This is a genomic window from Elusimicrobiaceae bacterium (assembly GCA_017528825.1).
In the GTDB taxonomy this organism is placed as follows: Bacteria; Elusimicrobiota; Elusimicrobia; order Elusimicrobiales; family Elusimicrobiaceae; genus Avelusimicrobium.
In genome coordinates this window covers 88,986-108,769 of the sequence record JAFXOI010000035.1, presented here as the reverse complement: position 1 = coordinate 108,769, position 19,784 = coordinate 88,986, and the positions used below count along the sequence as shown (strand labels likewise).

Sequence of the window (19,784 nt, the reverse complement as noted above, 5' to 3'; positions counted from 1 at the left end):
AACCGCTTTGCCAAGTGAACTGTAAAAAGTGCCCCTATTATTGGGCAAACAAATTTATTTTTATTATTAAAAGGAGTGCGTTATGGCTACTAAAGAAGAACTGGAAAAACAAATTGCAAATCTTAAAGAACAAATGAAAGACGTGCACGGGTCCAAGTGTGAAGTGTACAGCCGTGTGGTGGGGTATTTGCGACCCGTAGGTGCGTGGAATAAAGGGAAAAAAGAAGAATACTTTATGCGAAAACCTTATGATGTGGAGGGTAAAAAACGCCCCAATGGATGCTGTTAGAACTGGGTACAAAACTGGGTACAATTAGACGAAAGTAAGTTTCCCTCCCCTTCCGTATTTTTTTGTGTAAAAAAACCTACTTCGTTTCGAGATTCGAAAGGCATAGATTTATAAACTAAAAACCCCGCTATTTTGCGGGGTTTTTTAGCGTAAGCGTACCTAAATCAATTTTGCGACTTTTCAGTGTTAAGAGCAGAAGGATCGGAAACAGGAACTAAATTTTCTACTTCCAAATCACGGCTCGTCTGTTCAAAATCATGACAAACAAATTTAGCCAGCCCTTTCCCATTACATTGCGTTTTTCCATCCGGCAAAACACGTTGCAACTGATAGGAAAACAGCCAACTACCCACTCGACGCGCCGTTACCGTTCCGCTTTGGCCGTCTGCCGCTACGGATAAAGAAACTTCATATCCGTTGCGTTTTGTAATGGCATTTTTCCCAAACCCGATAAAATACTCTGCCGGTTGTTGCGGGTTGGCTTGCATCTGTACCTCCAGCATAGCAGGACGAGCCACATCCCCCACGATATTGCTCCACTGATTAGAGAAACGATGATGTTTGGCGTCATACAAGTCTTGTGCGATTACGACATTGACCAGCATCGCCTGCATAGATAAAGCGCTAGTTTTCTCTATCTGTTTTTGATACAACCCATATCCACCAACTACCAACATAATCCCCACAAAACTTAGTACACTCCATGTGAGGATTGCACTGCCAGACTGACTACTTTTCATTTATTTTTCCCCCCTAAAAACCCGCGGCTTTTACCGCGGGTATATTTTTACCAATACGGACTGTATTCTTCTTCTATAGTACGCGGATCCTGCGGTAATTCTTTATTAGCGTCCAGTCCCATAAATTCTCTGCAGAAGGATTTATCGGCCGGAGACTTTGGCCCCTGTGACGGCACGCAATAAGTAGTTTTTTCCCCTAATGGACGAACTAACGTATAATCATAACGCCAATTGATACGCTGAGCAACTAAATACATTTTTCCGCGCACTTCCTCAAAATACATCTTAAAACCGCTATTGGGCTTTGTAAAACCACCGCCTTGGGTTAAATACACGGTACCCTCTTGGTTAATATATTCCCCCACTTTAGCCAAATGCGGTGCTATAGGAGCAATATCCAACGCTTTCCATGTCGTTGCATAACGGCCTTTATTCATCAATTGTCTTCCTTGGGAAGCAGCGGCCAAATTGATGATATTTTCCGCCTCTGTTGCACGAGATTGTTCCACAAACTGCCCAAACACCACTACTCCTATCACAATGGCAACCAAAACAATAATAACAATAAGAGCAGTACGTGAAATGCCTAGGTTATTTAAGTTTTTCATATACTTTCTCCTTACAAGAATTAAATGTTACAAATTACTAATTAACAAAACGAACAATCCCAAAAACACTAAGCATAATAATAGTTTAGTGGCTCCCAAGTGTTTTTTCAAGAATTCATTGAACGTCTTTGATTCATAACCTGCCAATGCTAAAGCAAATACCGCTATCAACGGCATGATAAACATGACATTATATAGTACCAAATAAACAATTGCTTTTAAACGAAAAGTCGGATCTTGCATGATTAGTACAACTGTCGGCAAATACACTTGCCCCGTACAAACGGCCTCTACCAAAGAAACGCCAAATCCCACCGCCAAGGCCGCCAAAGCCAACCGCCACACACTATCGTGTTTGTCTCGTAAGAAAAAGTGCATAATTTTATGACTGAGCACCTTTAGACCATGCGGTAACTGTAAAATTGTTTTTTCAGCCTTTCCGGTCTTTTTATAAATAATAAAATCATAAACAGCCAAGGCAAAGAACAGTAAACACAGTAAAGCCGTTATCCAGTAAAAACTCTTAATGACCCAATAAAAACTTTTCATCGCATACAGAAATTGGAAAAGCCCCAGCCCAATTAACACATAGGCAATAAATACAGCAACGCAATACGCACTTCCCACTACCAAAATTTCTTTGCGGGTATATTTATAAACGGTCAGGAAGGATACAAAAAACACAATTACCGCAAAGGCACACGGATTGATACCATCCACCAATCCCGCTCCGATAATAGCCCAAAAAGTAATTTTGGAAAAAGCCACTTGCGTATCTTGTCTAGCAGCCGCGATTTGAGTTTTTTCACCTAATAAACGAGCTTTTTCAATAGCGCTTTCCGCGTAAGTTTTGATTTCATGCGGATACCCCACCATATACGTATTTCCTACAATAGCAGTCGGATACGCCGGCCTTTGCCCAAAAGCCTTAGCGGTTTCCTGCAAGATTAAATTATTTCCGTCTTTAGATATGTCGTAAATTTGAAAGTTTACCGTGTCTTTGTATTTTTCTTGCAGTACCGGTAAATACTCATTCTCAAAATGTTTACAATGAATGCAGGTAGGGCTAACAAATACCGCAAAATTTACTTTTTCCGCAGCCGATACTGTCACGCCCAACAACAAACTGATTATTAACAGCAATAAGCCTTTTTTCATTTGCCCAGTCCACCCTGAATAAACTCAGAGATTCCTCCCATCACCATGTTGACTGACATCAACACCAAGATCATACCGGACAGACGCTCTATGGCTACTAAGCCGCGTTTTCCCAGCAAATTGCTGATGGGAAAAGACATCATGAGCACCGCAGAATTAAATATAGACGCCACCAAGATAGCTCCTAACGTCATCAGCTTATCGGCTTGTTGCGCAGATAAAATCATGATCATAGACAGCACAGCCGGACCGGCAACCAGCGGAATAGCCAATGGTACTACAAAAGGTTCTTCCTCTTTAGGATCGGAGGTGGGCTCTGTATCATTGCCAAACACCAATTTGGCCGAAATGATAAACAAAATTATACCGCCGGCAATACTCATGGAAAAAGAATGCACACCAAATGCGCGCATAAACCATTCCCCTAAGAAAAGAAATACTAACATGATCAGTAGCGCAATTAATAACTCCCGAATGAGCACCACTTTACGTCGCTCCGGAGATACTTTTTTCAAGGCGGAAATAAACAAGGGGATATTCCCAAACGGATCCATAATTAAAGCCAAGGTAACAACAGAAGAAATAAATACATCCATAAAAACTCCTCTCAAATCGTCAAAATACGAATATATTATATACTATAGCATTTTTTTCTCTCTAAGAAATAACCTCATATAGCGCTACGCAAAGAGCGGGATATTTATTACAATATAACTATGTTACATATACAGCAAAATAGTTTTGTTAATTTAATGAAATGGTTTGCTCTGGCTTTACTAGTGGGTATATTGGTAGGCGTGATGGATGCCTTATTTCTAAAAGCCTTAGATAAAAGCCTACACTATACGGGACAATTCCCTCTTTACTATCTAGCACTTCCGTTTGGACTTTATATCGTCTACTTATTATCGCGGCGAACTGCACCTCATGATGTAGATTATTCTACAGATGATGTGATTGATAAAATTAATTCTTACCGCGGAATCAGTGTGATTTCCGCTTTGAAATCTCTGTTTCTCTCCATATTCACTATGGCTATAGGCGGATCTGCCGGAAAAGAAGCTCCGTGTGCCGACGGCGGGGCCGGAGTGGCAGCTGCCATGGCCCGTTTATTTCGCTTAAATTTAGAAGACCGACGCAAACTAATGATTTGCGGGGTAAGTGCCGGCTTTGCCGGGGTGTTTGGAGTACCCATATCGGGAGCTTTATTTGGATTGGAAGTACTCTTTGTAGGGCACATTTTCTATGAGGTAATGTTCCCTGCCTTTATCGCCGGAATTACCGCCTTCCAAGTTACCACCTATTTGGGGGTGAGCTATATCTATCATCCCATGAATTTCTCTCCGATATTAGCAGAGAAATTTTTCCTAAAGGTGATAGTGGCAGGCTTATTTTTCGGACTTGTTTCCATCATTTTAGCCGAAACCTTAAAATTTACCAAGGTTCTTTTCCGCTTTATTGCTCTAAAAACCTCTCCGTTTTGGCGTAGTTTTATAGGAGGGATTCTACTCATACTTATCGGGCTGTGGATTTCTCCTTCTTACTTAGGGCTGGGAGTAGATGGATTTAATCAAATTCTATCAGGTGGTGCTTTAGAAAATCCGTTTGGATTTTTCCTCAAATCACTCACGACCGGTATCACTTTTGCGGCCGGAGGGGTAGGCGGAATCATCACCCCGATATTTTTCATTGGCGCCCAGGCAGGAGCTTTGCTGGCCTCTTGGTTAGGCACCGATACAGCCACCATGGCGGCCTTAGGTTTAGTGGCCGTGCTGGCCGGTGCGGCCAATACGCCTCTGTCTGCCAGTATTATGGCTATTGAACTTTTTGGGGCGGAAATTGCACCCTATGCGGCTGTAGCTTGTGTGGTTAGCTTTTTAATGAGCGGCCGGCAAAGCGTTTACGCCAGTCAACGGATATCACTAGACAAACGAACTGAGCTGCCTATTGCCCATCCGGAAAAAGCTCCGCGCGCGGCCCCTTCCAAAGGATTGTTGTTAAAAACTTTCAAAGAAATGTCAAAGCACTTGATCCCTAACCCAAAGGGCTTCGAGGACGACAAGTAACTAGTCTTCAAAATCTGCTTCTTCTTGCTCTAATTGACGGGCGAACTCTCCCCATTGCTCGCGGGAGGCTTCTAATTTGAGCACAAGTCCTGTATCGGAATACTCGGTGTAAGGTTTATCAGCCAAAATGTTTTGGTCCAATTTAATTTCCATGTAAAACGGTGTCTGCCCCGGCATTTCCCCGCGGCACGCACATCCCACCGATACTTTAGGCGTAAAAAACACAGATACTTTGGGCTCTAACATAATCCAATTGTCCATCTCTCCCCGTGAAAGTACCTGCAAAATAAAGGTGGATAAATAAGAGGCTTGTGCATCTTTTAGGGCCACTATTTTTTCTGCGAACGCATCGGAAAACAAGGGAACATCATTATAGTATAAGCCGATTTCATACTCCATACACGGCTCTTCGTTCTCCTGCTCATACCAACGAGAAATAGGACTAATATCTAATTCGAGCCCATTTTTTCCATACCGAATATGTGCCATATCATATGCCTCCTACCAGCAGATACCGTATTGTACTATTTTTGACGTAAAACGTGACTGATTTCAACTAAAAAGTTATAGCTCTATCCTGCTTAAATTTCTTGGTCGCGGGAGCATTTAACAATGGGATAATGCTTATTGATCTGAGCAAATAAAGGACAAGTCTTACTATGATCGTTGATGATTCCACAGGATTGTAAATGTGAATAGACGGTTACCGGTCCAAGAAAGGCAAAACCACGTTTCTTTAGTTCATAGCTTAAGCGAGCCGACAAACCATTTGCCGCCGGAACTTTTCCTGTAGCATGACCGGAATAAACAATTGTTTTTCCCCCACAGAAATCCCACAAAAATGCACTAAAAGAACCAAATTCTTTTCTGATTTTCAGGAATGCGTTGGCATTTTGGATAATTGCTTTAATTTTTCGTTCGGATTTAATCATGCCCGGGGCATTCAAAATTTTCTTGATATTTACACCCGTATACCGAGAAATTTTTTCATAATTAAATTTATCAAAACACCGTTGAAAAACCGCGCGTTTTTTGAGAATAAGCCGCCAAGACAATCCGCACTGCATGACTTCTAACATAAGAAACTCAAACTGCTTACGGTCGTCATGCAAGGGGACGCCCCATTCCGTATCGTGGTATTTTTGATCTGCTTCCGAACGACACCAGCTGTTACAATAAGCCATCGAGTAAATCCTTAAATTTTGCGCAGAAAAAATTTCGTATTTGAAACATTAACGGTGCAAATTGACAAAGGCAGCCGCACTGATACCGGCCTTTGCCCCGCTTCCTGCCGCGACACTGGCCTGTCTAAATTCACTTTCCGTGCAGTCTCCGGCGGCAAAAATACCTTCTATATTCGTGCGCTGTTTTTCATCTACGGCCACTAGGCCGGACGGAGTCAGGGCCACGGAAGAATTCTTGAGCCAACCGGTTTGCGGCACGGCTCCCACCGCCACAAAAATTCCTTGGCAAGGCAACTGTATCGTCTCATTTGTTTTTAGATTTTTCAGCAAGGCTCCGGTAACCGTATCATCTCCCAGCACTTCTTCCACCACGCAATTTAGTTGCATCGAAATATGAGGCGTTTGTTTTACTTTTTCTACGGTTACGGCATCCGCGCGAAACCCTTCCCGGCGGTGCACCAGTGTTACTTTGGGGCAGAATTGAGATAAAAACAGAGCATCTTCAAAAGCAGTATTACCTCCGCCTACCACAACCACCTCTTTGCCTTTGAAGAAAAATCCATCACACGTGGCACAAGCCGACACACCGTGACCGCGCAATTTATCTTCTCCTTTAACGCCCAGCCACCGTGCGGCCGCACCTGTGGCAATAACAATAGCGGTAGTCTGATATTGTTCCCCGCTACTGGCAGTCACTAAAAAAGGTGTTTTTTCCCCTTCAATTTTTACAATTTCATCGGTAGTAATTTGCACTCCCAGCCGCTTACATTGTTTGTGCATTTGGTCCATCAGTTCAAAGCCGCCTACGGGATTAATAAATCCGGCATAATTTTCAATATCATTAGTTTGCAACAGTTGTCCACCGGGCATTGCTCCGCCGGCAATGATAGTTTTCAGTCCGGCTCTTACACCATAAATGGCAGCACTGCAACCTGCAGGACCTGCGCCAATAATTAGTAAATCTGTTTGTGTCATTTTTCAAACTCCTTCATCATTTCTGTAAATAATTCTACCGGAAATCCCACCACATTGCTGCGGCTTCCCTGTATTTTCTCAATAAATAAATCATCTTCGTCTTGCACCGCATAACCGCCGGCCTTATCCAAATGTTTTCCAGCCAATTTTTGCAATTGTGCTAACGGTAATTTGCGCGCTTTACAACGGGTTTTAGCTACACCGCGCACACATTTTCCCAAGGCCAAGTGAACCAAAGTAACACCGGTATAAACACTTTGCCACGTTCCGTTCAATTTACGCAAAATGCGTAAAGCGTCTTTCTCATCTTTCGGCTTTCCGATTACCTCTCCGCCGCAATACACCAAAGTATCGGCTCCAATCACTAAGGCTTGCGGATATTTTTGAGCCACTGTCAGTGCCTTTTGAGCAGACAAGTCAAGCACCTGCAAGTGCGGCCGTTTATAGCGAGTTACTTCTGCCTTTTCTGATGGAGAGATAACAAATTTCTTACCCAGCTGGCGTAATAATTCTATCCGGCGGGGCGAACGGGAAGCCAACACTAATTTCATATTATTTGCGAATAAATTTGACAACGATTAAATAGCCCAAAATCAGGCCCAAAATACCACAAATATTAACATGCAAGGAAAGCGGATGAATTCCTACAGAATATACTCGCACCAACGTGGTATGCAAACCGCCGGGCAACATACCGGCCAACCATTCCAGTCCGTAGGCAATTAAACAAGCGGCAATCAACGTCACAACGGCAAATACAATTCCTCTCATAATTTCTCCTTATGCTTGGTTTTATATATGATATAAAAAATGCGATTTTAGTGCAAAGTGACGGTGTCTTTTTTCACGGGTACCGGCACATTAAATTTACCGTCCTGTTGGTCCGTTAAACTATAACGCAACCGCCAGAAACCTATACCGGCTAGCAATGCCACCGCGCCCACAATTAACCACGGCCCCGGCAAATAATAGGGTGCTACATATTGCCCCAGCCACCCCGCCACAAAAAATCCTGCCGATGAGCCCATATTATAAAATACCATCACAAGCCCTAAATATCGTCCGCGGGTCTGTGCAGAGGCGATATTGGAAGCCATCGTTTGCTCCCCCGGGCTGACGATTAATTCCCCAGCAGCTGACAAAAACACCCCGCACGCAATCGGAATAAAACTGGCAAAAAATCCCACCGATCCAAAACCCAAAGCATATAATCCGCAACCGATTAGCATTCCCGTAGATAAACGAAAGCGGCTTATCCAGCGGCTGGCCGGATATTGCAGTAGCACTGTCGCCAAGCCATTAATGGTAAAAAACCAACCAATATAATACTCCGGCATCCCCAAATATTGATTACAATGTACCGATAATCCTACCACCAATTGGGCATTGACGGCTGTAATCAAAAATACATAAAAACAAATTTTGGCTAAGCGGCTATCTTGCAAAGCCGTGAATAGTGCCGCCATATGCGGCCGCCGCGCTCGTTTTTGCGCTTTTAACCGGTCTTCCGGGATAATGAATTGCAAACACAGAACTGTAAAACAATAGGCAAGTGCCGTTAAATAGAAGGCCATGCTATACGAATAGCGCACCAAAAATCCCCCCACTGCAGGCCCCAAAGCCCAACCCGTATTTAGGCCGATCCGAATAATACCAAACGCTTCTACTCGTTGTTTTGAAGAAGCATGATCCGTAATCCATGCATTGGAAACAGGACGGAAAACCGCGCCCAAAAAAGTAGTCAGCAGATAACACAATAGTAGCCAACCGGTTTGTGCTTGATATTCAATACATAAAGCTAAGCCAAACATGGCGGCCACCTCTAAGGTAATGCCCCATTGCATCAGACATTTTCGCCCCAATACATCCGACAATTCCCCGGCCAAGGCACTGGCAATGCTACGGCTTAAAGCAGATAAACCGATAACCAGCCCGGCCATAGCGGCCGAAAGCCCTTTTTGGCTAATTAAGTAAATCGTAAAAAAAGGAAGCGACAATCCATAGCCAAACAACAATAGTCCGTTTGTCATGGATAGCCAAATCATAGAACGACGTGTATATCGGTGCATAGATATATTGTAGAAAATTACAAGCCATGGGAAAATACGCTAGGCGCACACCTAAAGCATGTATGAAATACAAACACAACAATCGTCCTTTATATATGCTACAATACTCTAAGCATGGAGGCCCGCCGTGACCGAGCGAATTAGTTTATTTATTATTGCTAAAAACGAAGAAAATAAAATTGCCAAATGTATTTTAAGTGCCAAGGATTTGGTAAGTGAGATTATTGTAGTGGATGCCCACTCCAAAGATAAAACGGCCCAAATAGCCAAAGGGCTGGGCGCCCAGGTATTTCACCGTACCTTTGACGGATTTGCCAATCAAAAAAACTTTGCCCTTTCCAAAGTGCATTACCCGTGGGCACTTAACTTGGATGCCGATGAAACCCTATCGGATAGCTTAAAAAAACAAATCCAAAAAACAATTGCCCATACTTCCCATGCCGGATTTGATATTTCTTTTTCCAATTATTTTTTGGGCAAAAAAATGAATCACAGCGGGCTCAATAAAGAACGCCATATTCGTTTAGTTCGCACCGATAAAGCCCATTACGAGGGTGGCCTTGTACACGAAGGGCTAAAAGTGGACGGTACCATCGGTAAATTAAACGCTCCTATCTGTCATTACTCTTATCCGACCATTGACCTTTATTTTCGTAAATTCAACCGTTACACCACTTTAGCCGCCCAGCAAATGCACAAAAACGGCCGCAAATTTAATTTGCTGTTTGTGCTGATTACTATTCCGTTTGAATTTATCAAACGATATTTGCTCAAATTGGGTTTTCTTGACGGAATGCGCGGTTTTATTTGGGCTTCTTTTTCTTCCTTTTATGTGTTTGTAAAATACATTAAATTATGGCATTTACAACAAAAAAAGAGGCTGTCTAAATGATTTTCCTGTATATCCTACTTGCACTTACAGGACTATTTCTGATTATTCAAGCGATACGTTGGGGCTACCGTTGGCAGTATTGGCGTTTACCCCGTACGGGCTTGTTAACCTTGATGTATCACCACATTGCACCGCAGCCCATTGATATCGGGCAAACCGCTTTTACCATTTCCCCCCAACGATTTGAAGAACAAATTGCACAATTGCGTCAACACGGATTTACCCCTATCACCTTGCGCGATATAGACCAAGCCCGCCACAGCAAAATGGCAAAGCCCCAAAAACCTGTATTGTTTACTTTTGATGACGGATATGCTAATAATTTTACCCATTTATTTCCGTTGTTACAAAAGCACCGCATTCCGGCCATTATTTTCCTTATCACGGATTTAATTGGAAAAGACCCTCTCTATATAACGTGGGATCAAGCCCGCCAAATGCAACAAAGCGGACTGGTGGAATTTGGCTCTCATACGGCCTCCCATGCACGCTTACGCCAGTTATCTGATGAAGAAATTCTAAAAGAACTGCAGGAAAGCAAGAAAAAAATCGAACGAGAACTAGGTGTTGCGTGTCGTGCTTTCTGCTATCCGTTCGGCTCGGGCGGATTTGATAAGCGCGTACGGCCGCTTATTTTTCAAGCCGGATATGAATTTGATTTCAGCACCAAACAGGGTATCAATGCCTGGCCGTGGCTTGGTAAAAAAACTATTTTACGCACTTTTCCGCGCGGTGGAGAAACCATGAGAGATTTCTACATTCAAATCACACGCGGAAAAAGCCGGTTCTAATGCTCTATTTACTTATTTTTGTCACGTTAGCGATACTATTATATCTGTGGCCTCTTGTTAAACCAAGAAGACCCGTGTTGCCGGTATTGCTTATCACGGAGAATAATTTCTCCGCTAAGTCTTTTGAAAAACTACTGCAATACCTGCAAAAACATCAATTCCAAACGCTTTTACCCTCTTCTTCCCTAAAAAACCCTTTACCAACTAGACCCCTTCTATTAGTGCTGGCGGGCGGGTATCAATACTATTTTCAACCCCTTATCTCTCTGCTGGAAAAATATCAGGCCTGCGCAGCTGTCAGCATACCTGTCAAATATATGGGAGAATATGATGCTTGGAATCAAAACGGTCCTTGGAAAAATATATTAACCGCTGACCAACTTTTAACTTTACAGAAAAGCGGGCGGGTGGAAATACTTTCCCAGGCGATGACACAAGCCCCGTTGCATACGCTTTCTACAGAAGAACTTTTGTGGCAACTAGAAGAAAGCAAAAACCGTTTACAGCATCACAAGATAACAGTACAAGGTTTGCTTTTGCCGGAACATACGCTTCCCACTCACGCTCTGCTGCAAACTATATCCAAACATTATTATTTTTGCATTCAACGCAAGTATGGCAACAATGCGTGGCCTTTGACGGGATCCTCTTTGCGTGTATTTTTCTTTTCTACTTTCACCTGTCTTCACCGGCTGGGCTGGAAATTGCTCCGCCGTTAAACCCATTCTAATTAGATTTTCCTTACGCAAGGTTTTCTATTTTAGCTATAATAGAGAGAGAATAAATTGGCAAAGGAGGAGTTATGGATATCACCACACTCAACCAACAAGTACAAGCGGAAAGTTTATTTTTGCAAGATTTGAAACGTGAAGTCAGCAAAGTTATCGTCGGGCAAGAAGGATTAATAGAAAAAATGCTGGTAGCTTTACTGGCAGACGGACATATTTTAATTGAAGGCGTACCCGGTTTAGCTAAGACCTTAGCTGTCAAAACGCTCGCCTCCGCCATTCATGCACAATTTCAACGCATTCAGTTTACCCCTGATTTATTGCCGGCCGATATCACCGGTACTTTGATTTTTAACCCAAAGGACGGAATGTTCTACCCCAAGAGAGGCCCTATTTTCTCTAACTTTGTACTGGCTGATGAAATCAACCGTTCCCCCGCTAAAGTGCAAAGTGCCTTGTTAGAAGCCATGCAGGAACGACAAGTAACCATTGGGGAGCAAACCTATAAATTAGCCGCACCGTTTATGGTACTGGCCACCCAAAACCCCGTCGAACAGGAAGGTACTTATCCTTTACCGGAAGCGCAAGTAGACCGCTTTATGCTCAAGGTGCTCATTACCTATCCTACCAAAGAGGAAGAAAAAACGATTTTGGAACGTATGGCTTCCCATCAAAACATTACGTTAAACACTTCTGTTACACCGGAAATGATTTTGAAAGCACGCGCCGTGGTAGACACGATTTATATAGATGAAAAAATCAAAAACTACGTCGTAGATTTAGTTTTTGCTACCCGCCGTCCCAAAGACTATAAACTGGATAAGCTGTCCTCGTTTATTGCTTACGGGGCCAGCCCGCGTGCCACGATTTTCTTAACGCAAGCCGCTAAAGCCTATGCCTTCCTAAACGGGCGCGGCTATGTAACGCCGGAAGATATTAAAGCTATTGGGCTAGATGTGTTGCGCCACCGTGTATTGCTCACCTATGAAGCGGAGGCCGAAAACATTACCTCTGACCAAATTGTCAAACAAATTTTCGAAGCCGTAGACGTACCCTAATCTACGCACGGAGCCAACCTATGCGCATGGACACCTCCGACATTTTGAAAAAAGTTCGGCAGATTGAAATACAAACCGGCAAATTGGTAGAAGAAACCTTTGCCGGAGAGTATCTGAGCGCGTTCAAAGGGCAGGGTATTGAGTTTGCGGAAGTGCGGGAATATACGCCCGGTGATGACGTGCGTTCTATCGATTGGAACGTTACAGCGCGCAGTAATACGCCCTTTGTTAAAAAATTCAATGAGGAGCGCGAGCTGACTCTACTCATTGCCTGCGATGTATCTGCATCACAGAATTTTGGTTCCGGTCAAAAATTCAAGCAAGAAACTGCCGCCGAACTGGCTGCCTTATTTGCTTTCTCGGCCTTAAAAAACAGCGACAAAGTAGGATTACTGCTATTTTCAGACAAAATAGAACTCTTTGTACCGCCCAAGAAAGGAAAAAAACACATCTTACGTCTAATTCGCGAACTGGTAGCCTTTGAACCTACCGGCACCGGTACAGATATTGCACTGGCCTTAACAACATTAAATAAAGTCATAAAACGCCAGGGTATTCTTATCTTCATTTCAGATTTTTTGCAGGATCCGCAACTTTATAGCAAGCCATTGCAATTGGCAGCCAAGAAATTTGATTTTATTCCTGTTTTAATCGAGGATAAACTGGAAAAGAAACTTCCGCGTCTTCATGCTTGTGTGGAGTTGCGCGATCCGGAAACGGGAAAACGTAAGTTTGTTTCTTTGGCAGATGCTGGGGTTGACCGTGTGCTGACAAAGACACAAGATGTTCATCAACACCTGCTAAACGATTTATTCAAACCGCTTAAGATAGAAACTATCACAGTAGATCCTGCTTTGCCGGCGGCCGATCCGGTCATTTCATTTTTTAAGCAACGTGCTAGGAAAATACACCGATGAAAAAATTTATTTTCTATTTGTTATTTCTGTTCAGCCCCGCCTTGATGTGGGCACAAAGTTTAGACATCACTGCCCAACAGCTTCCGCAGGAGGGCCTTTTTGCACAGCCTATAGACATGCATATCGAACTGGCCCATACTCCCGGTTATACCGTACAAGTAGAAACGGATTCTATCCCCGAAGGATTTACCTTATCGAACCAGACACAAGAAGTTTTATCTCCGGGAACCGTAGCGTACGATTTAACCGTTTTGCCTTTCACGTTGGGGGTTTCCACTTTTACGGCTGTTAATTTTCAATTACTCACTAAAGACGGTCAAGTACTGGCTACCACTTCCACCCAGCCGCAAATGATTACCGTAAAACCGGTACAATACTTCAAAGACAAGACTTTACGAGATATACGCCCCCCTTACATTCCCACTAACTGGATCTGGTGGCTATTGTGTCTGCTAACGCTGATTTTGATTATTTACGTAGCACGCCGCTTTTGGAAAGACACCCGCAAACAGACTCCTCTTGCACAAGAAATACCGGATAACCGGCCGGCTGATGTAATTGCTCTGTCTAAAATACAGTTATTGTTACAGAGCGGTATTTGGGAACAAGCAGAGTACAAGTTATTTTATATTGAACTAGGTAATATCCTGCGCGAGTATTATTGGCGCCGTTTTAGGCTGGATGTTTCTTCGGATACTTCCGCAGAATTGTTACGCCGTGCGCGCACCGTGCCGGAAATGGAACCCGTACTGCAACTATTGCGCAGTTATTTGAATTCAGCTGATTTGGTCAAATTTGCTAAGGTAACGCCTTCCGCAGAGACCATGCACCATGACGTGTTTTCCCTGCAGAGTATTGTCAAAAAGACCACTCCGATTCCCCAAAACCCACAGGAGGTGAAATAATGTTTGCTCACTTATTTTTGGCCTCGCTAGGGCTATGGATATTGTCTATTTTGTTATCCGCTTTCTGGAAACAAGCCGTTTGGATGAAAATACTGGTCTGGGTGTTCTTATGTACGACTTTATTACTGTTGGGAGGCATGATATTGGAAAAATTTGCCTCCAATATCATCGGCTGGCGGGATCCGTGGTATTTACTATTGCTTCTGTTGCCTATTGGTTTATGGGCCGTGTACTTATATATCCCTGATAGATTTACCAAACCGCTCAATTATCCGTTGACAGATATTTTACCGGACTCTTTTTCCCTAACTACTTTGCTGGCTCGTTGGGCCGTACCGTTTAGCATCCTGCTGGCACTGGTACTGTGCATCATTGCTTTAGCACGCCCCGTCACTATCAGCAGGTCCAAATTACCCCCCACGCAAGGGATTGATATCATGATGATTTTGGATGCTTCTGCCAGTATGAACCGCAATGATTTCTACCCCAACCGTTTTGTAGCCGCACAAAAAAACGCGATTCAATTTATCGCCAAACGGTTTAATGATCGTATCGGTTTGACTTTATTTGCCAAAAACGCCACCTTGGCCGCACCTCTCACTTTAGACCATGATGCTTTGCAGGAGTTGGTGGCCTCCTTATATTTGGGGATTGTGGACCCTAATTTAACGGCAATCGGAGACGCTCTGGGAGTAGCGGCTAATCACCTCAAAAACAGTACTGCTAAAAGTAAAATCATTTTGCTCTTAACGGACGGATCCAATAATGCCGGCACCTTAGACCCTTTACTGGCTGCCAAAGCCGCGGCCGCTTACGGAATTAAAGTATATACTATTGCCACGGCCAGCCCTCCCGGCACTTCTATCTTTTCCAGTTTAGACGACGAAATTGACGAAGGGCTTCTGATGAACATTGCCAAAGAAACCGGCGGTTCTTTTTACCGAGCCAAAAACGAGCACGAACTGCAAGAAATATATGAGCAAATTAATGAACTGGAAAAAACAGATTTTACACAATCTGCCACGATCAGCCAAAATGACGCGTATCGTCCCCTGTTAATCTTAGCCCTGTGTCTGTTACTAGCCGGCGTAGTTTTGGGAAAATTCATTTTTATTAAGGTGCCTTGATATGGAATTATTTGAACAACCGATTTACTTTCTATACTTTTTGGTGACCGCAGGGGCACTGGGCTTTGTGTACTGGATAGGCAATAAACGCAAACAGCACATTGTCCACGCTTTGTTTAAGGCAGATGCTTTTGCCCGTTTAAGCGGAGGCGGAAACCGCTTGCAACGTCTAAAACTCATTTTATTTGTACTGGGACTATTTTTCTTATTTGCGGCCCTAGCTAAACCGCAATGGGGATTAGAAGTTATTCAAGCAGAAGGAAATTTTGCCCAAACGGTAATCGCGGTAGATGTGTCTTCCTCTATGCGTGCACGAGACTTGCACCCGGACCGTTTGACAAGTGCCAAAAACATGTTACGCATGTTGATTTCTCATCTGCCCAATGACCGCATTGGTTTGATTGCTTTTACCTCACAAGCATTCATTCAATGTCCCATTACTACCGATGATGAAGCATTAAAATACTTTGTTTCTTCCTTACAACCCGACATGTTACCCTCTGCCGGCACTTCGCTGGCGGCGCCTGTCAAATTGGCGGCTCACATGTTGTCCAAATACCCGGGACAAAAGGGTCTCATTTTATTAACGGACGGTGAAGACCATACCCCCGAAGAGCTCAAAGAAGCCCAAACTATCGCCCAAAAAGAAGGAATTCGGATTATTGCCATCGGAATGGGAACCCCGGATGGAGAGTTAATTCCACAAAAGATAGATGTTTCCGGCAAAGTATTGGAATATAAAAAAGATAAAGACGGAAAAACGGTTATCACCAAGTTGGATGAGAAAAGTCTGGCTGAGCTGGCCGCCGCGACTCAGGGTATGTATATCAAATACACCAATCCTTCCCAAGTGGCTGCCCGGGTGGAAGAAGCGGTGCATAACCTTGACAGAAGTCGTGCGGCTTCCTCTACGCATGCAGGGTATAAAAACCGTTATCAAATTCCGTTATTCTTAGCCATTTTATGCTTGGCCGGCTCTTTGTGCTTGCCTTTTGTTCCTAAGCGCAAAGCCCAAGTAAACGAAGCTAACACAAAAAAGGTACAATAGAAGAATGAAAAAATTAGGGTTTATTTTCTTACTAATCACGATGACAATCTCCCTTCAAGCCGGAGTACAGGGGCAGTTGCGCCGCGGCGGTAAATTATACCAAGATGAAAAATACGGCTCGGCACTGCATGTCTATCATGATATTTTGAAGAATAATCCTACAGACCAGCGGGCCTTGTTCAATGCCGGAAACGCCTATTACCGGCTGCATGAGTACACACAAGCTGAGGAAGTATATAAACAAGCATCCGAGCAAACGGGCGAATATGCGCAACATGCGCTGTATAATTTAGGAAATGCTTATTATAAAGCGGGAGATAAACAGAAAGCTATCGAGGCTTACAAAGAGGCTATTGTTAAAAATCCGCAGGATAAAGAAGCTATTCACAATTTGCAATTATTATTACAGGAACAACAACAAAATCAGAATCAAAACGACCAGAATCAGCAAAATAATAATGATTCTTCGGATAATCAGCAGCAACAGCAAGACCAACAAAATCAGCAAGGCCAACAACCGCAGTCCAGCCAAGAAAGTCAACCCAAGGACGGGCAAATGAGCAAACAGGATGCTGACCGCGTGATGTCAATGGCCAAAGAAAAAGAATTCAAACACGGCAACCCCTCTGACAGGGCCGCCGAACAAATGGTGGAGAAGGATTGGTAATGAAACGGTGGATACTAAGTCTAGTGTGTGTGATGATGGGCGCCTTAGCGGCGTGGGCGGCTTTTGATCCGAACGGCATTTCCATGACAGCCTCCGTCAACAAAACCTCTCTTACGCTAGACGACGAATTGATTTTAACTGTTACCGTGGACGGATCTGCCGGAGATTTAGTGGCTCCTCAGTTGCCCAGTCTGCCTGCGTTTAACGTGTATGCCCGTTCCACTTCCAAACAAATTCATAATTTTCATGCCATTAGCACCTTCGAGTATGTGATGTTGCCGCGCTTTGCCGGAAAAGCAGTAATAGGCCCTATTACATTACGTTACGGTAATAAAACCTATCAAACAGATCCTATTACAGTGACTGTATATCGTACGCCTACCAAGGCAAATACGAAAAATACCCCGGCACCCCAGACTACAGCACAAACACGTCAGGCTCCTGCCGCACGCCCAGCAGTCACCTCACAGCCGGTTCCTACGGATTTACCTCCCCTAGAACGGGATTTGTACATACGGGCCAGCCGTCAGACTCAAGATTATTTTATGTTGGCCGCGGTAAGCGATTCATCTCCCTATGCCAACCAAACTTTCACCCTAGCGGTCCGTTTTTATTATAATGCCCCTTTTTCCGGCAATGCACCTTACACAGCCCCGACGCTAAATAACCTAGTTGTAGAGGAGTTGGGCCGCTCGGAAGGACGGCAAACCATTAGTGGAAAACTATATGACTACATTGAAATCCGCTACGCCGCTACCGGAGTTATGAGTGGGGCCGCTCAAATCAATCCGGCCTCTATTACTTATATTCCCATATCTAGGCGGGATTTTTCCTTATTTGACCGTATGTTTGCTTCCGTTTCCCAAGAGCCGCAAACGGTACAATCTAACCCCATTTCTCTGACGATTCGTCCTGTGCCGTCCCAAGACCGCCCTAAGAGTTTCTACGGCGCAGTAGGTAGCAGTTATCATATCTCGGCCGAGATCGACCGCAGCCAAGTGGAAGCCGGCGATGCCGTAAACCTTACGGTAAAAGTAAATGGAGACGGCAATTTGAAGGCAACAGAAGATTTGAAATTGCCCCAAATAGCCGGATTCAAAACATACGATGTGGTCACCACTTCCGGAGCTGTACCCTCTAACGGGACCTTAAAAAGTTATAAAATTTTCAAGACCGTATTAGTTCCTTTGTCCTCCGGCAATTACTTGATCCCTCCTTTGTCTTGGAGCTACTATGATCCTGCCAAAAAACAATACTTAACGCTGAACACGCAACCGTTAGAACTGGAAGTCACTCCTTCATCTAAAACGGATACAGGATTTGATTTTACTTCTCAAACCGATTTAGGAAACGGGTTTCAAGAGCTTGGACAAGATATTCATTACTTAAAATCCACCTTGGCAGAAAAACAAAATTCTTTCTTGCGGCAAGTGGCTAACTTATGGTGGTTATGTTATCTTTTCTTGGCCTTATTATTAGTGGCCGCCGGTTTTGCACTGGCAGATAAAAACACCCTTGCCAGCAAACGCGCTTTGGCGAAAGCACGCCATAACTTAAAAAAGGCTTATACAGAAGAAACCGTGGCAGATGCATTATCATTATACCTGCAACTTACCTACCACATATCTACTGCCAGTCTGCCCTTACGTGATATCGAGAAAGCCCTCAAACAAAAGGGGTGTTCCGAAGAGCTCATCCAACGTTTTGCGGCACTGTGGCAACAATTAGACGTGGTACGATTTGCCCCGGTCGCACTACAAGGCCAAAGCACACAAAATTTGGCACAACAAGCCTTAGAGCTCATGAAAGCTATGGATAAGGAAAAACACATATGAAGAAATATATTTTTGCTTTTCTCTTTTTCGTTTTGACCTATGCTAGCGCCTTGCAGGCAGCCAGCCTACAACAGGCAGACGATTTTTATCGCCAGGGACACTTTGCTTCTGCCTTAGGCGAATATGAAGAACTACTACGTACCTACCCAAATGACCCTTTTCTTTACTACAATATAGGAAATTGTTATTTCAAAATGGGAACCAAAGGGTTAGCCGTAGCGAATTATTACAGAGCTTTTCGATTGTCCCCGCGGGATGCGGACATCCGTCATAATTTGCAACTAGCCCTGCAACATAGCGGAGAGCGTTTAGTCCCGGCCGGTATGCCTGTTATATTGCACAAGGCTTTTTTCAGCCTCACATTGTCGGAATTAAAGGGCTTGTGTTTTGTGTGTATTTGGGCATTCTGTCTGGTAACCGCGTTTTGGTGTTGGAAACGACGGGCCGGATGGGCCGTGTGGACTTTGTTAGCTTGCCTGTTGGTAAGCACCGGTTGGTATGTAGGTCGCTTTAAGTTAGAAACCCGCCCACTGGCTGTGGTAGCCGCACCGGTTGCGGAACTGCGCAGTGGCCCGGGCACCAGTTTCCCGGCCAGTGCTAACGTGGCTCAAGGCCATTTGGTACTGCTACAAGATAGCCGAGACAAATGGCAGGAAGTAGTTATCCTTTCCCAGGGAATTAAGGGATGGGTAGAGGATAGTGTACTAGAAAAAATTTAAGAGAGAGA

General features: G+C 43.9%; 23 protein-coding genes. 13 read left to right on the top strand and 10 right to left on the bottom strand.

All coding sequences use genetic code 11. The features are described from left to right. Positions 1–82: 82 nt before the first annotated feature. The gene (locus IKN49_06600; GenBank protein MBR3632705.1) at positions 83–289 is read left to right on the top strand and encodes a hypothetical protein; all 207 of its coding nucleotides are present in this window, start codon (positions 83–85) and stop codon (positions 287–289) included. Between the two features lie 164 nt (positions 290–453). On the opposite strand, the gene IKN49_06595 is transcribed toward IKN49_06600, so the two are convergent. From IKN49_06595 to IKN49_06580, 4 genes are read right to left on the bottom strand one after another with little or no spacing between them, the layout of a single operon-like run. After that, a complete protein-coding gene (locus tag IKN49_06595) occupies positions 454–1,029 on the bottom strand; it encodes a hypothetical protein (protein MBR3632704.1) in 576 nt (191 codons plus the stop codon). Positions 1,030–1,076: 47 nt separating this feature from the next. Continuing rightward, positions 1,077–1,637 carry a hypothetical protein gene (locus tag IKN49_06590; protein MBR3632703.1) on the bottom strand — a complete coding sequence of 187 codons (561 nt, stop codon included), beginning with the start codon at positions 1,635–1,637 and terminating at the stop codon, positions 1,077–1,079. A 27-nt stretch (positions 1,638–1,664) separates the two neighbouring features. Further along, positions 1,665–2,795: a hypothetical protein gene (locus tag IKN49_06585; protein MBR3632702.1), complete on the bottom strand. Its 1,131-nt coding sequence runs from the start codon at positions 2,793–2,795 to the stop codon at positions 1,665–1,667. Next, complete coding sequence (locus IKN49_06580; GenBank protein MBR3632701.1) at positions 2,792–3,391, bottom strand: NAAT family transporter; 600 nt, start codon at positions 3,389–3,391, stop codon at positions 2,792–2,794. Before IKN49_06580 ends, IKN49_06585 begins: the two co-directional genes overlap by 4 nt. A 120-nt stretch (positions 3,392–3,511) precedes the next feature. Here IKN49_06580 and IKN49_06575 point away from each other — a divergent pair, with 120 nt between their 5' ends. Beyond that, entirely contained in the window at positions 3,512–4,861 is a 1,350-nt protein-coding gene (locus tag IKN49_06575; protein ID MBR3632700.1) for a chloride channel protein, read from the top strand. Here IKN49_06575 and IKN49_06570 read toward each other — a convergent pair whose 3' ends face one another. From IKN49_06570 to IKN49_06545, 6 genes are all read right to left on the bottom strand, one after another. Further along, entirely contained in the window at positions 4,862–5,350 is a 489-nt protein-coding gene (locus IKN49_06570; protein MBR3632699.1) for a hypothetical protein, read from the bottom strand. It lies immediately after the preceding gene. Between the two features lie 92 nt (positions 5,351–5,442). After that, positions 5,443–6,045 carry a DNA-3-methyladenine glycosylase I gene (locus IKN49_06565; protein ID MBR3632698.1) on the bottom strand — a complete coding sequence of 201 codons (603 nt, stop codon included), beginning with the start codon at positions 6,043–6,045 and terminating at the stop codon, positions 5,443–5,445. A 48-nt stretch (positions 6,046–6,093) separates the two neighbouring features. Further along, complete coding sequence (gene trxB / locus IKN49_06560) at positions 6,094–7,020, bottom strand: thioredoxin-disulfide reductase (GenBank protein ID MBR3632697.1); 927 nt, start codon at positions 7,018–7,020, stop codon at positions 6,094–6,096. Continuing rightward, positions 7,017–7,571 (bottom strand): septum formation protein Maf, encoded by a 555-nt coding sequence (maf, locus tag IKN49_06555; GenBank protein ID MBR3632696.1) that lies wholly within the window; start codon positions 7,569–7,571, stop codon positions 7,017–7,019. Before maf ends, trxB begins: the two co-directional genes overlap by 4 nt. A gap of 1 nt (position 7,572) precedes the next feature. Next, the gene (locus IKN49_06550) at positions 7,573–7,791 is read right to left on the bottom strand and encodes a hypothetical protein (protein ID MBR3632695.1); all 219 of its coding nucleotides are present in this window, start codon (positions 7,789–7,791) and stop codon (positions 7,573–7,575) included. A 47-nt stretch (positions 7,792–7,838) separates the two neighbouring features. After that, complete coding sequence (locus IKN49_06545) at positions 7,839–9,089, bottom strand: MFS transporter (GenBank protein MBR3632694.1); 1,251 nt, start codon at positions 9,087–9,089, stop codon at positions 7,839–7,841. 127 nt (positions 9,090–9,216) lie between these two features. Between IKN49_06545 and IKN49_06540 the strand changes: the two genes are divergently transcribed. From IKN49_06540 to IKN49_06490, 11 genes are all read left to right on the top strand, one after another. Beyond that, positions 9,217–9,981: a glycosyltransferase family 2 protein gene (locus IKN49_06540; GenBank protein ID MBR3632693.1), complete on the top strand. Its 765-nt coding sequence runs from the start codon at positions 9,217–9,219 to the stop codon at positions 9,979–9,981. Next, on the top strand, positions 9,978–10,772 hold the full coding sequence (locus IKN49_06535; protein MBR3632692.1) for a polysaccharide deacetylase family protein: 795 nt from the start codon (positions 9,978–9,980) through the stop codon (positions 10,770–10,772). The genes IKN49_06540 and IKN49_06535 overlap by 4 nt, the downstream gene beginning before the upstream one ends. Positions 10,773–10,846: 74 nt before the next feature. Beyond that, a complete protein-coding gene (locus IKN49_06530) occupies positions 10,847–11,491 on the top strand; it encodes a hypothetical protein (protein MBR3632691.1) in 645 nt (214 codons plus the stop codon). 83 nt (positions 11,492–11,574) lie between these two features. Beyond that, a complete protein-coding gene (locus IKN49_06525; GenBank protein MBR3632690.1) occupies positions 11,575–12,558 on the top strand; it encodes a MoxR family ATPase in 984 nt (327 codons plus the stop codon). Between the two features lie 26 nt (positions 12,559–12,584). Continuing rightward, positions 12,585–13,475, top strand: coding sequence for a DUF58 domain-containing protein (locus tag IKN49_06520; protein MBR3632689.1), 891 nt, complete (start codon positions 12,585–12,587; stop codon positions 13,473–13,475). Beyond that, positions 13,472–14,380 (top strand): hypothetical protein, encoded by a 909-nt coding sequence (locus IKN49_06515; protein ID MBR3632688.1) that lies wholly within the window; start codon positions 13,472–13,474, stop codon positions 14,378–14,380. Before IKN49_06520 ends, IKN49_06515 begins: the two co-directional genes overlap by 4 nt. Beyond that, positions 14,380–15,507, top strand: coding sequence for a VWA domain-containing protein (locus tag IKN49_06510; GenBank protein MBR3632687.1), 1,128 nt, complete (start codon positions 14,380–14,382; stop codon positions 15,505–15,507). The genes IKN49_06515 and IKN49_06510 overlap by 1 nt, the downstream gene beginning before the upstream one ends. A gap of 1 nt (position 15,508) precedes the next feature. After that, on the top strand, positions 15,509–16,555 hold the full coding sequence (locus tag IKN49_06505) for a VWA domain-containing protein (GenBank protein ID MBR3632686.1): 1,047 nt from the start codon (positions 15,509–15,511) through the stop codon (positions 16,553–16,555). Positions 16,556–16,595: 40 nt separating this feature from the next. Beyond that, the gene (locus IKN49_06500; GenBank protein ID MBR3632685.1) at positions 16,596–17,222 is read left to right on the top strand and encodes a tetratricopeptide repeat protein; all 627 of its coding nucleotides are present in this window, start codon (positions 16,596–16,598) and stop codon (positions 17,220–17,222) included. Further along, positions 17,222–19,057, top strand: a complete 1,836-nt coding sequence (locus tag IKN49_06495; GenBank protein MBR3632684.1) for a protein BatD — start codon at positions 17,222–17,224, stop codon at positions 19,055–19,057. The genes IKN49_06500 and IKN49_06495 overlap by 1 nt, the downstream gene beginning before the upstream one ends. Then, positions 19,054–19,776 carry a hypothetical protein gene (locus tag IKN49_06490; GenBank protein MBR3632683.1) on the top strand — a complete coding sequence of 241 codons (723 nt, stop codon included), beginning with the start codon at positions 19,054–19,056 and terminating at the stop codon, positions 19,774–19,776. Before IKN49_06495 ends, IKN49_06490 begins: the two co-directional genes overlap by 4 nt. Positions 19,777–19,784 lie beyond the last annotated feature (8 nt).